5 protein-coding genes are annotated in these 14,317 nt (G+C 69.4%); all 5 read right to left on the reverse strand.

All coding sequences use genetic code 11. From position 1 onward, the window contains the following. Nucleotides 1-33: 33 nt before the first annotated feature. The 5 genes from ACQPZW_RS41140 to ACQPZW_RS41160 all read right to left on the reverse strand — a co-directional run bounded on the left by ACQPZW_RS41140 (nucleotide 34) and on the right by ACQPZW_RS41160 (nucleotide 14,296). On the reverse strand, nucleotides 34-10,773 hold the full coding sequence (locus ACQPZW_RS41140) for a Calx-beta domain-containing protein (protein ID WP_433791456.1): 10,740 nt from the start codon (nucleotides 10,771-10,773) through the stop codon (nucleotides 34-36). A gap of 113 nt (nucleotides 10,774-10,886) precedes the next feature. After that, on the reverse strand, nucleotides 10,887-11,504 hold the full coding sequence (locus ACQPZW_RS41145; RefSeq protein WP_433791457.1) for a response regulator: 618 nt from the start codon (nucleotides 11,502-11,504) through the stop codon (nucleotides 10,887-10,889). Between the two features lie 43 nt (nucleotides 11,505-11,547). Next, nucleotides 11,548-12,681 carry a sensor histidine kinase gene (locus ACQPZW_RS41150; protein WP_433791458.1) on the reverse strand — a complete coding sequence of 378 codons (1,134 nt, stop codon included), beginning with the start codon at nucleotides 12,679-12,681 and terminating at the stop codon, nucleotides 11,548-11,550. Then, the gene (locus ACQPZW_RS41155) at nucleotides 12,678-13,463 is read right to left on the reverse strand and encodes an ABC transporter permease (RefSeq protein WP_433791459.1); all 786 of its coding nucleotides are present in this window, start codon (nucleotides 13,461-13,463) and stop codon (nucleotides 12,678-12,680) included. The genes ACQPZW_RS41150 and ACQPZW_RS41155 overlap by 4 nt, the downstream gene beginning before the upstream one ends. Continuing rightward, nucleotides 13,460-14,296, reverse strand: a complete 837-nt coding sequence (locus ACQPZW_RS41160; RefSeq protein ID WP_433791460.1) for an ABC transporter ATP-binding protein — start codon at nucleotides 14,294-14,296, stop codon at nucleotides 13,460-13,462. The genes ACQPZW_RS41155 and ACQPZW_RS41160 overlap by 4 nt, the downstream gene beginning before the upstream one ends. Nucleotides 14,297-14,317: the final 21 nt, after the last annotated feature.

Genomic DNA, 14,317 nt, shown 5'->3' on the forward strand with positions numbered 1-14,317 from the left:
GCTGGGCCGCCCTCCACTGTCGACAACCGTCGATCACTTCACCTTGACCTGTTTCGCCGGTGACGTGCCGCCCAGGATGCCCAGCGACGGCGAGGCCGCGATGACCGCGCGGAACGAGTGGTTACCGGCGCGCAGTCCCTTCTCGGTGGTGGTGAACTTGCCGCTCTTGTTCAGGTCACCGGACGCGACCGTCTCCCACTTGCGGCCCACCAGCTGCTGCACCTTCACGTCCTGCCCACCACGGGCCGGATCACCGGTCACCGTCGCCACCACGGTCCCGCGGGCGTTCGAGACGAGCGCGATCGTGGGCTCCTGACGGACCTGGACGGTACGGACCGGCGACGTCATGTTGTCGGCCTTGACCATCAGCCGGTACCCGCCGGTGAAGTTGGGGTTGAACGAGAACTTCCCGTCCTTGTCGGCCGTCGTGCTGAGGACCACCTTGAACTCGCCGCCGGACGTGCCGGGCGCGGTGAGCAACTGCACGGCCGAGCCCGCACTGGCCACACCGGCGATCGTCACCCGCCCGCTCCCGGTGACCGTCCCCGGCGCGGAGAGCGTCGGCGCCTTCGCCTTGTCATCGTCGTCGATGGTGACGACGCCCTTGGGCTTGGTGATCGTCACATCGACCGGCGTGACCCCGCTCAGGTAGACGCTGAAGGTCTGGTCGGTCTCCTTCTGATCGTCCTTGAGCAGCGGCACCGAGACGGTGGCGCTGGTGGTGGACGTGCCCAGGGTCACCGTGCCGGAGGACATGGTGAAGTCCTCACCGGCCTTCGCCGAGCCGGCGATCGTCCGCCACGGCACGGTGATCTTCCGCTCGGTGCCGGTGGTGTCGCCGCTGAACTCCAGCGACACCTCCAGGCTGACCGAGGCGGCGCTCTCCGGGGTGTCCTCGTCGGTGATCGTCACCGTCGGCGCGACATCGTCCGGGTCGTCGGTGAGCTTGAAGACCGTGCTGCTCACGCCGCGGGTCGCCGGCCCGCTCTGGGGGAGGTTCACCGACAGCGTCTCGGTGTCCTCGTCCACGGTGTCGTCGGAGAACTGGATCGTGCCCAGCTCGACGGTCGACCCGCTCGCGCTGCCACCGGTCACCACGGCGTCGTCGGAGGAGAAGTCGAACTCGTTCTCCTCGATCGGGTCGCCCCCGCCGCCGCCCGGGGTGACGGTCGGGGCCGCGATGGTGAAGTCCCGCTGGGCGACACCGGTGACGACCGCCGAGACGGTGACGTTCTCCCCCTCGGCGGCGGTGCTCGCCTGCACGGCCACCGCCGGCTTCGCGTCGTCGTCGGTGATCGTCAGGTTCACCTGCCGGGCCGCGCCGGTCGCGTCCGTCTCACCGTTGGCCAGCGCGATCGTGAGCTGGGCGGTCTCGTCGCCCTCGTACACCTGATCCGGGCGCAGCGGCACGGTGATCTGACCGGACCGGGCACCCTTCGCGATGGTGAGCGACGTGGGCGGGAGGTCGTAGTCGTCGCCGCCGGGACCGGCGACCGCGTCAGTCGCGGTGCCGTCCTTGGCCGCGACGGTGAGATCGACGTCCGCGGGCGCGGCGGCGCTCAACGAGACGGTGACGGTGGCGCTGGAGGCGGTCTCGGCGACGGCCACGTCCGCGGCCGAGAAGGACGGTGCTGTGGGCGTGCCCGGCGTCGTCGGTGTGCCCGGTGTCGTACCCCCGTCGTTGTCGACGATGACGACGGTCCCGATGTCGGTGGTGATCGTGGCGTCCGAGGGCGTGACCGCGGTCGCCCGCACGCGGAACGTCTCGTCCGTCTCGCCCTCCGCGTCGTCGACGACGGGGACCCGGATCACGCCGCCGGACGCCCCGGCCGCGATGACCAGCGGGTTCGCGCTGGTGGGCGTGCCCCGATCGCCGGCCGACGTGCTGCCCGCCAGGATCTGATAGGTGACCGACACCGGCCGCTCCGTCGAGGTGGCCGCGTTGTCGCCGCCGAAGGTCAGCGACACCGGCACCTCGGCCGCGCCGGCTCCCTCGGTGACCGAGACCGAGCCGAGCGCCACCGACGGAGCCTTGTCCAGCGGGTCGTCGGTGATGCGGTAGAGGGCGGAGACGTTCGGCGTGGTCACCGTCGAGTTGTGCGCGGTCAGCTTGATCGTCTCGACGACCTCGTCGGCGGTGTCGGAGAGCAGCGGGATCGATCCGAAGTCGACCGGGGTGTTCGCCTCGGTCCCGGCCGGGACGGTGGCCGTGGTCAGGTTGTTCGTCCAGTCACCCGCCTCGGCGGCGTCGTTGCCGGCGGTCGCGTCGCCGGCGGCGGTGAGCGTGTAGGACATGTCGTGCTCGGCGGCTCCGGACGGACGGGCCACCACCGACACCGGGGCGCCCTCGGCACCCTCGACACCGGTCAGGGCGATCGTCGGCACCGGGTCGCCGTCGGTGATCGTCAGTGTTCCGTCGGCGGGGCCACCGATCGCCTCGGTCTCGTTCACGCCGAGCGTCACCCGTACCGTCGCGGTCTCCTGGCCCTCGTAAGCCGGGTCATCGGTGACCGGAACGCTGAACGTCGCGGTGGTCTGTCCCTTCAGGATGGTCACCGGGTTCGTGGGCGCCGTGTAGTCGTCCTTGCCCGCGCCGGAGCCGCCGTCGGTGGTGGTGACGTCGACGATCGCCGCGTTCAGGGTGACGTCGTCGGCCGCCGGAGAACCCAGCGTCACGGTGTACGAGGCGCTCTGCCCCTCGGTCACCGTGCGACTCGCCGTGACGCCGAACGTCGGCTTGGCGTCGGTGTCGGCGATGTCGACGACCGTGTCCGCGGAGGTGATCGCGCTGTCCCCGGACGGGTTGGAGAGCCGGACCGTGAACTGCTCGGTCAGCTCGTACGCGTCATCGCCGATCAGCGGGACGGTGATGACCTTCGGGGTGTTCCACGGGCTGAACGTCAGGGTGTCGTCCAGCGCGGAGTAGTCGGTATCGGCCTTCGCCGTGCCCTCCACGGTCTCGAAGTCGACCGTGATGGTCTTCTCGGTCGAGGTCGCGACGTTGCCGGAGACGCCGGTGAAGTCGAGCGCGACGGGCACGAGGGCGGTGCCCGCGTTCTCGTTCACGGCGGACGGCGTGGTCGCCACGATGTTCGGCGACTTGTTGTTCGCGGCGTCGACGATGGCGTACGTCGACGACACCGGGTCCGTCGTATGGCTGGTGTTGGTCGCCGTGACCGTGATCGTCTCGGTGTTCTCGTCGATCACGTCGGCGGTGACCGGGATCGACCGGAACGTGACCGGAGCTCCCGCCGGAGAGCCGGCGGGAATCGTCGCCGTCGCGGAGCTGTCGGTGAAATCGCCCGCCTCTGCCGGGTCCGCGCCCGTGCCCGCCAGGGTCAGGGAGTAGGCCATGTCCCGTTCGGCGACGCCGTCCGGAGTCGCGGTCACGACGATCGAGCCGCCCTCGGCACCGTCGGCGACGGTGTTCAGGGTGACCGTCGGCACGGTGTCCTGATCGCTGATCGTCAGGGCCCCCAGCTCGACACCACCGGTCTCGGAGCCGGGTTTCACATCGACCTCGCCGGTGGCCGGCTCCACGATCACGGTGGCGTGCTCGTCGCCCTCGTAGAGATCGTCGGCGTCCAGCGCGACGCTGAACGGCTCGCTCGTGGTGCCCTTCGCCACGGTGACCGTGGCGCTGTTCAGGGTGTAGTCGTCGGTTCCGGCCAGTGGAACGACCGCGCCGGTGTCGCCCACGCTCACGTCGAAGGTGATGTCGGAGACGGCCGGGCTGGTCAGGGTCACGGTGAAGTTCGCGGACTCGCTCTCGGTCGCGGTCTGCGCGGACACCGAGTAGGTCGGCTTGTTGGCGTCGTCGTCGTCATCGATGGTCACCACCGACTCCGCGGTGGCGATGCTGCTGTCGCCGGTCGCCTCCGACAGCTCGACCGTGAACGTCTCGTCCGCCTCGTAGACGGTGTCGCCGGTGGCGATGTCCACCGACGCGTTCTGGCTGAGCGGGTCGCCGGGCTCGAACGTCATCGTGTCCCAGGCGGTCACGTAGTCGCCGGGATTGACGGCGGTCCCGTCCTCGGTCGCCCACTTCACCGTGATCGTCTTCTGGGTGGAGGTCGCCGTGTTGCCGGCCCCGGAGAGGCCCGCCCAGCTGAGGGACACCGGGACGTCGACGCTCGCGGTGCTCTCCCCCACCGTCTGCGGGCCGCCCGCGACCAGCTCCGGTGTCATGTCGAACTCGTCGTCGGCGATGTCGTAGGTCTGCACGACGGGATCCGCCGCCGTGTACGTGTCGTTGGTCGCGGTGACCTCGATCGTCTCGACATACTCGTCGGCGTCGTCGGCGGCCAGATCGACCTCGAGGAAGTCGACCGGCGTGAGAGCCGCCGTCCCCGCGTCGACGGTCACCGTGGCCGGTGTGGCGGTGAAGTCGTCGGTGGCCGTGGCCGGATGGGTTCCCGCACCCGCGATAGCGACCGTGTACTCCATGGCGCGCTCGGCTGCCCCGCTCGGCTTGCCGACCACCGTGAGGGTGTCCCCCTCGGCGGCGTCCAGCACCGGTTCGAGGCTGATGGTCGGGATCGGGTCGGCGTCGGCGAGCGCCAGGGCGGCGTGTTCGCCGCCGTCTGACTCGGTGCCGGCCTTCACGTCGGTCTCGTTCGAGGCCGGCTTCACGACGACGGTCGCGGTCTCCTCACCCTCATAGAGATCGTCGTCCAGCACGTCGAGGGTGAACGTCTCCGAGTCGGCGCCCTGCGGCACCGTCACCGTGGCGGTCGGCAGGTCGTAGTCGGCAGCGAGAGCGCTCGGCGCCACCCCACCGGCGACGACCGTCACATCGAAGGTGATCGGGGAGACCGCGTCCGCCTCCATCGTCACCGTGAACTCGGCGGCGTCACCCTCACCGACCGGATTCGCCGGCCCCGTCACCGTGTAGCCGGGCATGTTCCCGGAGTCGTCATCGGTGATCACCACCGACGTCTGCGGATCAGCGATCGCCGTGGCGTCACTGGCGTTGCTGAGGTTCACCGTGAACTGCTCGGTGGCCTCGAAGAACCCGTCGTCCTCCAACGGCACCACGACGTCCTGCGGCGTCAGATCATTCGCCGGGAACGTCAACGTGGCGGCGGTGGTCGCGTAGTCGGCCGGCTGCTTCGCCGTGTCGTCCGCCGTGGTGAAGTCGACCGTGATCTCCTTCTCCGTCGAGTCGGCGTCGTTGTTGCCGGGCAGCCCGGCCCAGCTCAACGTCACCGGAACCGTCGCGTCACCGTCCTCCTCACCCACCGGGACAGTCCCCGCCGTGGTGATCTCCGGCGTCAGGTCGTTCGGGTCGTCGTCGATGTCGAAGGTCTGCACGACCGGGTCCGCCGACGGGTAGGTGGTGTTGGTCGCGGTCGCCTGGATCGTCTCGACGTACTCGTCGGCGGTGTCGGTCTCGGTCGGGATCGGCCCGAAGTCCACCTCGTCGCCGATCGCGGTCCCACCCGGAATGGTCTTGATCAAGGTCGTGGCGTCGAAGTCGGCGGTCGATTCGGCCGCGTCGTCGCCGGCGCCGACGAGGGCGATCGAGTAGCTCATGGCCCGCTCGGCGACCCCGTCGGGCTTCGCGGTCAGCGTGATGTCGGCGCCCTCGACCGTGCCGAGCACCGGTTCGAGGGTGATGGCCGGGATCTGGTCGGCGTCGGCGAGCACCAGGTCGGCATGCTCGGCACCGTCCGATTCGGTGCCGGCCTGCACGTCGGTCTCGCTGACGGCCGGCTCCACGACGACGGTCGCGGTCTCCTGACCCTCGTAAAGCGCATCGTCCTCGACATCGACCGTGAAGGTCTTGCTCGCGGTGTCCTTGTCCACCGTCACCGTGGCGAGCGGCAGGGTGTAGTCGGCGGCGAGTGCGCTCGGCGCCACCCCACCGGCGGCCAGGCTGACGTCGAACGTGATGTCGGAGACCGCGTCCGACGTGAGATCGACCGTGAACGTGGCGGTCTGGCCCTCACCGACCGGGTTCACCGGAGCCGTCACCGTATAGGTCGGCTTGACACCGCTGTCGTCGTCGGTGATCTGCACCGACGTCTCCGGATCGGCGATCAGGTCGTCGCCGGCCTCGTCCCCCACGACATTGCTGAGATTCACCTTGAACTGCTCGGTGGCCTCGTAGAACGCGTCGTCGTACAGCGGCACGGTGATGTCCTGCGGCGTCGGATCCGCCGTGAAGGTCAACGTGTCGTCGGTGGTGGTGTAGTCACCGGGCTGCTTCGCCGTGCCGTCCGCGGTCGTGTAGTCGACGGTGATCGTCTTCTGGGTGGAGTCCGCGGTGTTCGCGGCCGGAAGATCGTCCCAGCTCAGACCGACCGAGACGGTGGCGTCGCCGGCGTCCTCGGCGAACGTGCCGGCGCCGGTGGTGACGATCTGCGGGGTCATGTCGTTCGGATCGTCGACGATCTTGTAGTACGCGAGGACGTCCGGTTCGGCGGTCACCGTGTCGTTCTCGAACGTCAGCACGACCTGCTCGGTGTACTCGTCGGCGTCGTCGGCGACCGGCACGAGAGTCCCGACGGACAGCAGACCGGCTGCCGTTCCGGCGGGAATCGTGAACGTCGAGATCGACGTGGTGACGTCGTCAGAGCCATTGGCGCCGTCGGCCGCGTCGGAGTTCAGCGCACTCCCGTCAACGGTGACCGTGAAATCCATGTCGTCCTCGACGGCACGGTCGGTCGTGACGGTGACCGGCAGGTCGGCCGCGGTCTCATCGAGGACGACATCGTTGAAGGTCAGTTCCGGCACCGGGTCGTCCTCGGTGACCGTCACCCAGGCGCTGTCCGTCCCCGGCAGCACGTTCGTCTCGCTGCCCGGATCCACCGTGACGGAGAACCGCTGGTCGCCTTCGTAAACCGTGTCGGTGTTGATCGGGATGTTGATCGTTCCGGTGCTGGCGCCCTTGGCCACCGTGACCGTCGCCGAAGGTGCGTTGAAGTCGTTGCTGCCCGCCCCGGCACCGGCGTCGACCGCTGAATCGTCGTTCACGGTCACGCCCAGGGTCACCTCGGCCACCGCCGGCTGGGAGAGATTCACCGTGATGGCGGCCGTGCCGCTCTCCGCGACTGTGGTGTCGTTCACGGTGGCCACCGGCCGCTGGGTCTGATCGTCGTCGGCGATCGTGACGGCCGTCTCGGGGGTGAGGATGCCACTGCCCGCGGTCACATCGGACAGCGTCACCTTGAACTGCTCGTCCACCTCGAAGACAGAGTCGTCGGCGATCGTGACGGCGAAGTCGTCGGTGGTGACGCCGGGGGCGAACGCCAGCTGCCCCGGGGCGGCGGAATAGTCGCCGGAGGTCTCCGCCGTGTCCGGGGTGGTCGCGTAGTTCGCGGTGATGGGCAGGTCGGTGGAGGCGGCATCGTTGTTCGCCAGGCCGTCCCAGGTCAACTCGAACGGAACGGTCAGTGAACCGTCGCCCTCGGCGACGGTCAACGGCGGATTGGGGTTCACGATCCGGATCCGCGGCGTCAGGTCGTTCGGATCGTCGGTGATCCGGTAGAGCGCCTCCACCGGAGACGGCCCGGTCGGCGAGACATTCGTGGCGGTGACCTTGATGGTCTCCAGGTACTCGTCGATGTCGTCCTCTTCGAGGGTGACCGTCTGAAGGGTCACCGGCACCCCGGCCGCGGTGCCGGCCGGAATGGTCTCGGTGAGCGCGCCCTCGGTGAAGTCCTGGACCTCCGCCGCGTTGTTGCCGCCGGTCGCGTCACCGGCGAGGGTGACGTTGTAGGTCAGGGGGACCTCGGTCGCGATGCTCGGCGTTCCCTGGATGTCGACCGCCGAGCCGCCCTCCACCGTGGTCGGGGCGTTGAGGGTGATCGTCGGCACCGCATCGCCGTCGGTGATCGTCAGCGTGCGGTTCTCCGTGGCCGCCTGGATGTTGTCCGCGCTGACGGCCGGCTCGATGGTGAGATCGACGGTCTCGTCGCCCTCGTAGACGTCGTCGGGCTTGACCGCGAACTCGATCACCGCCGTGGTCTCGTCCTTGGGGACGGTCACCGTGCCACTGGCCGGCAGGTCGTAGTCGTCGCCGCCCACGGTTCCCGCGGCCGCGGTGGCGCTGCCGTCGACGACGGTCACGTCGAAGTCGGTGTCGGCCGACGCCGGCTCGCTCAGCTCGATCTCGAAAGTCGCCGTCCCGGTCTCGGCCATCGGGTGGTCCGCGGTGACGCTGAAGGTCGGCTTGGGGTCCGGCTCGTCCTCGATGGTCACCGTCGTGGTGCCTGTCACGACGGTGGCGGTGCTGGTCAGCGCCACGGTGAAGGTCTCATCGACCTCGAAGGCCGAGTCGTCGAGAATCGGGACGGTGATGTCCTGTGTGAGCGACGAGGCGTCCGCGACGGCTGGTTCGACGAAACTGAGCGCCGGTGTGGAGGTCGTCGTGTAGTCGGTGCCGGCGATCGCGGTGCCGTTGGCGGTCGCGTAGTTGACGGTGATCGTCTTGTCGGTGGAGTCGGCGGTCTGCCCCGTCACCCCGGGGAAGTCGAGGGTCACCGGAACGGTGACGCTGCCCTCCTCCTCGCCGATCGTGCGCGAAGCGGTGCCGACCACGCGCGGCGGCAGGTCGGTGCTCTCGTCGGCGATGGTGACGGTGGCGGTCTTGGCCGTCACCAAGGTGGTCGGGGTGACCGTGATGTCGAACGAGTCGCTGTCGTCGTCGACGTCGTCCGCCTTGACGTCGACGGTGCCGAGAGCGAGGGTGGTCTCGCCCGGGTCGATGTCGCCGTCGACCAGGAGGGCGGGATCGAAGTCGTCGATGCCGTCCGTCCCCTCCGAGGTGCCGGCCGCTGTGGTCACGGTGTAGGGGATGGTCGCCTCGGCCTTCCCGGCGACGGTCGCGCTGATCGCGGCGGTCGCCAGGCCCTCGGCGCGGGTGATCGAGTTCAGGGTGATGACCGGGATCTCGTCGTCGTTCTCCAGCGTCAGCGTGCCGTCGAGAGAGCCGGCGGCCGCGTCGGTCTCGCCACCCGGGACGGTGGCGGTGATCGTGGCGGTCTCGTCGGTCTCGTAGACGTCGTCGCCGTGGACGGTGACGGCGACGTTCGCGGTCGTGCTGCCGGCCAGGATGGTCACCGTCGACGGGAAGTCGTAGTCGTCCTTGCCGAAACCGGCGCCGCCCTGGCTGATGTCGGTGGTGTCGACCGCCGAGATGTTCAGGGTGATGTCCTGGCTGCTCGCGTTGCTGATGCCGGCAACGAACGTAGCCGTGTTGTCGCCGTCGTCCTCGGGCCGCGCGATGCTCGTGGTCAGCGTCGACAGGGTCGGCAGATTGTCGTCGTCGAGGATCGTGTGGGTGGTCGTCCCGATACCGCCGGTGACCTCGCCGCCCGCGTTGGTGAGCGTGATGGTGAAGGTCTCGCCACCGGCCTCGTGCACGGTGTCCGCGTGAATCGGCACGGCGATCCGTTTGGTCGTCTCACCGGCGGCGTAGGTGAGCGTGCCGGAGTCGGTGTCGAAGTCGGCGGTGGCGGTGGCGGAGCCCGCGGCCACCGCGTAGCCGATCTGGACCGGCGCGGCGGCGGCGTTGGCGAGCGTGATGTCGAAGTGCTGGGTGTGCTCGGTCTCGTCGAGCGTCTCCACCGGTGTCACGGTGACGACCGAGTCGACGATGTTCCCGGTGCCGGCGGGGGTGCCCAGGGTCGCGTTCCCCGGATCGCTCAGGGTGACCGTGACGTTCTCGGTCTCGGCGTTGTTCCCGTCGCTGACCGTGGGCACCGACACGGTCCCGGTGGTGGCGCCCGGCGCGATGGTGACGACCTCGTCGGTGAGGGTGGTGTAGTCGGTGGTGCCCGTCGCGGTGCCGCTGGTGTTGGCCTTCGCCGTGACGGACAGGTTGGACGGCTTGTCGAGGGTGACCGGGAAGCGCAGCGTGTCTCCCTCACGGACCGACGGCGCGTTGCCGATGGAGATCACCGACGGGGCGTCGTCGTCGGTGATCGTCACGTCGGCGGTCAGCTCCGACGCGGTGAGACTGGGTGTCGCGTTGGTCGCGGTGGTCCCGGTGCCGGTGGTGTCGAGTTTGAACTTCTCGCTGGCGCCCTCGTCCCGGTCGTCCGGGGTGAGTGTGACGTCGACGGTGGCGGTGGCCTGGCCGATCGTGAAGTCGAGCATGCCGCTCTTGGCCGTGTAGTCCTCGCCGGCTGTCGCGGTGTCGTCGACCGTCCGGTACGGGATCGAGACCGGCTTGTCGGAGAAGGCGGAGAGCGTGCCGGTGACCGTGGCCGTGGTCGCCGTCTCGTTGACCGTGACCGGGTCGACCTTGTACGTGGGCGGGTCGTCGTTGTCCATCATCGTGCCCCACGCCTCGGTGATCGTGGAGCCGTTGGCGGCGAACAACCGCATCGCGAACCGTTCGTCGTACTCGTCGTTGGGGTCGACGATGCCGGTGAAGGTGACCCGCTTGATGACGTCCCGGGTGCTCTCGGCGAAGGTCAGCGTCTTGACGGCCGGCTCTTTGTAGTCGGTGCCGGGCGTGGCGGCGCGGAAGTCCGAGTTCGCCGCGCCGACGGAGTCGAACGTGACGGTCGCCGAGCCCATGCCGGTGGTCGGGCCGAGCCGCTTGACCTCGAAGGTGAAGATGCCGTCCTCGGCGTCCTCGATGTCCGCTTCGACGATGATCTCGCCGGCTACCGCATGCGCGGGGGTCGCCGGGATCATCACGGTCAACGGGGTGATCGCGGCGGCGACGACGAAGGAGACGGCAGCGCGGAAGCGGGCCGGCGCCCACAGGCGGAACGGCACTCCGGCCTGCTTCATCCGATGGGATCGTCGTGGGCGCATGTCGTCTCCTCAGGCCGGGCGCGCAAGGGCTGAGCTGCGTAGACAGGGACGCGCCGTCCGTAATCTAGCTGCCCGATTCAGGCCTTATGAGACGAATTCTGATTAACGGTGTGTCAGATGATTCCATGGCGCATGGCGGTGGTGACAGCGGCGGTACGGTCGGCCACGTCGAGCTTGTTGAAGACGCGGAGGAGGTGCGTCTTGACCGTCGCCTCGCTGATGAACAACTGCCTGCCGATGTCGGCGTTGGTGAGTCCGCGCGCGACCAGACGCAGCACCTCAGTCTCTCGCGCCGAGAGGCCCGGCGGGGCCGGACTGCGCATCTGGCGCACGATGGTCGTCGCCACGCTCGGCGCCAGCACCGTCTCGCCACGGGCGGCGGCCCGGACCGCGTCGGCCAACTCCCGCGGGGAGGCGTCCTTCAGCAGATATCCGGAGGCGCCGGCCTCGATGGCGCGCAGGATGTCCCGGTCCGACTCGTAGGTGGTCAGCACCATCACCCGGACACCGGGGGCGGCGGCGAGGATCCGGCCGGTGGCCTCGACGCCGTCGCCGCCGGGCATCCGCAGGTCCATCAGCACGATGTCGGGGGTGAGAGCGAGGGCCTGGTCGAAGCCCTCGGCGCCCGAGGAGGCCTCCCCGACGACGGTCAGATCGGGCTCGGCGTCGAGCATCCCGCGCAGCCCCATCCGCACCACGGGATGATCGTCGACGAGCAGGATGCGGATCACGCGGACACCGCCGGAGTGGACCGGAAGACGCGTAGGGTGCGGATCACGTGGGGATCTCCAACTCGATGGTGGTGCCGGTGTCGGCGTTGCTGTGGACGGTCAGGATGCCGTCGACCTGCGATGCCCGGTTGCGCATCCCGGAGAGCCCGAACCCCTCGGCGGCGCCGAGAGGGAAACCACGACCGTCGTCGCGGACCACCAACCGCACCGAGGCGGGCGCGTAGGCGAGCAACAGCGCGACCTCCCGCGCCCCGGCGTGGCGCCGTGCGTTCGTCAGGGCCTCCTGCGCCGCCCGCAACAGCACCACCTCCACCCGGGTGGGCAGGGTGCATTCGGTGCCGGTGATACGGACGGACGCGGGCACACCCGCCTCTTCCGTGAATCGGGCGGCACTACGGCGTACCGCCTCGGGTAAGGAAGCGTCAGCCAACGCGATCGGTGAGAGGGCCGCGACCAGGGCCCGGGATTCCGCGAGATTCTCCCGTGCGGTACGCACGGCGAGCGCCAGCCGCTCGTCGCGCAGGCCCGGGTCGGCCGCCTGGACCAGGGTGATGATGCTGGTGAAGCCCTGGGCGAGGGTGTCGTGGATCTCGCCGGCCAGGCGGGTCCGCTCGGCGGCGACGCCGGCCTCGTGGGAGAGCCGGGCCACCTCGGCGCGGCTCGCCTCCAACTCGGTGATGAGGGTGGCGCGCTGCTCGCTCTCGCGCAGGGTCTTGAGGATCCACAGGCCGATGCAGATGCCGGCGCCGGTGGAGATGGCGGCGACCACCAGGTCCATGCCGAGACCGCCGGGATCGTTGCGGAGCTCCGCCCCGACCGGGATCAGGTTGGCCACCACCACCAGGGCGACGGCGAGCCGGACGGCCACCATCTGGAAGATCACCGGGATGACCGCGAACATCAGCCAGGTGGCGAGCGGGACGGCCCAGATCGCGACACCGAAGAGGACGAGCTGGGTGAGCAGGGTCAGCAGCGCCGCGGTGTTCTCCGCGTCGCGCGCGATCAGCCGACGGGCGACGAGCAGGTGCAGCAGCAGCATCGCGCCGATGGCGGCGAGCGCAACCGCTCGCCGCCAGGGCTCGAATCCATCCACGATGACCATCGCGACGGCGACCGCCAGCACGGTCACCCCGAAGAACAGCTCCCACAGCCAGTAGGAGGACTGCGACTCGCTCATTTGTCGCGACCGCTCCAGCGGAACGTCACCAGGCACAGCACCAATCCGATCACACACCACACACCGAGCACCACGGCCACCATGCCGAGGTTCCACGCGCCCCCGATCTCGGTCGCCTTCGCCTCGTCGGGCAGGAAGACGTAGCGGAAGCCCTGCGCCATCCAGCGGACCGGGAAGATCGACGCGACGTTCTCCAGCCAGTCGGGGAGCTGGCTCATCGGGTGGATGAACACGCCGGAGACGAACTGCAGCGCCACCACCGGCACGTTCAGGATGGCGCCGGCGTTGCGGGCGTTCTTGACCAGGCCGCTGACCGCGATGCCGAGCAGCGAACAGGCGACCGTGGACAGCACGAAGATCCACGCGAAGGTCACCCAGTGGTCGGCCGGCGGCAGCGGCATGTCGAAGACCACGACGCCCATCAGGATCAGGAAGGCGACCTCGGCCACGCTCAGGGCGAAGACCAGAAGACCCTTACCGATGAGGTACGCCGAAGCCGGCATCGGTGTGCCGCGGAGGCGCTTGAGCGTCCCGTCCTCACGGTCCATCGCCAGCCCGGACCCCATCGTCACGAAAGCCGTGTTCAGGATGCCGTAGGCGATCATGCTGGCCGTGAAGATCCGGCTGACCGCCACCCCGTCGTCGGTCGACTCGCTGCCGAAGATGGTGCCGAACAGCAGCAGGAGCAGCGCCGGGAAGAAGAAGGTGAAGATCACCGCGGTCCGGTCCCGCAGGAACTGGAGCAGCTCCACGTGGCCACGGCTCAGGCTCATGGCGATCATCGGGTGGCTCCGATCAGGCTCAGGTAGGTGTCCTCGAGGGTCGGGCGGGTGACCGTGAGGGTCCTCAGGTCGGCGCCGGACGCCACCAGGTGACGGATCAGATCGCTGGGGTCGGTGACCTCCTCGACCCGGGTGGCGCCGTTCTCGGTCCAGCTCACCCGGGCCTCGGCGGCGCCCCGCCCGCCCAGGGTCGCCGGGGTGCCCTCGGCGACGATCCGGCCGGCCGACACGACGGCGAGCCGGTCGGCGAGCGCCTCCGCCTCGTCCAGGTAGTGGGTGGTCAGCACGATCGTGGTGCCGTCGCCGGCGAGTGTGCGGATCAGGTCCCAGAACTGGCGGCGCGCCTCCGGGTCGAAACCGGTGGTCGGCTCGTCGAGGAAGAGCAGCTCGGGGCGGCCGACGATGCCGAGGGCCACGTCGACGCGGCGGCGCTGGCCACCGGAGAGGGTACGGATCTTGCTGTTCCGCTTGGCGCTGAGCCCGACCAGCTCGATCACCTCGTCGGCGGTGCGCGGGTCCGGGTAGAACCCGCCGATGTGCTTGACCATCTCGTGCACCGTCAGGTCGGCCGCGTCGTCGGCGTCCTGCAGTACGATGCCGATCCGGGTGCGCCACGCCGAGCCGGCCGTCCCCGGGTCCTCCCCGAGGACCCGCACGTCACCGGCGGTCCGGCGGCGGTGCCCCTCGAGGATCTCGACGGTGGTGGTCTTGCCCGCGCCGTTCGGGCCGAGCAGGGAGAAGATCTCGCCGCGGGCGACGACGAGATCGATGCCCGCGACCGCGTCCTGCCCGCCGTATGTCTTACGAAGTCCGGTTACCTCGATGGCTTCCATACGTCTGATCGTGCTCTGCCG

The sequence above is a fragment of the Actinoplanes sp. CA-252034 genome, assembly GCF_050956125.1.
Classification (GTDB): domain Bacteria; phylum Actinomycetota; class Actinomycetes; order Mycobacteriales; family Micromonosporaceae; genus Actinoplanes.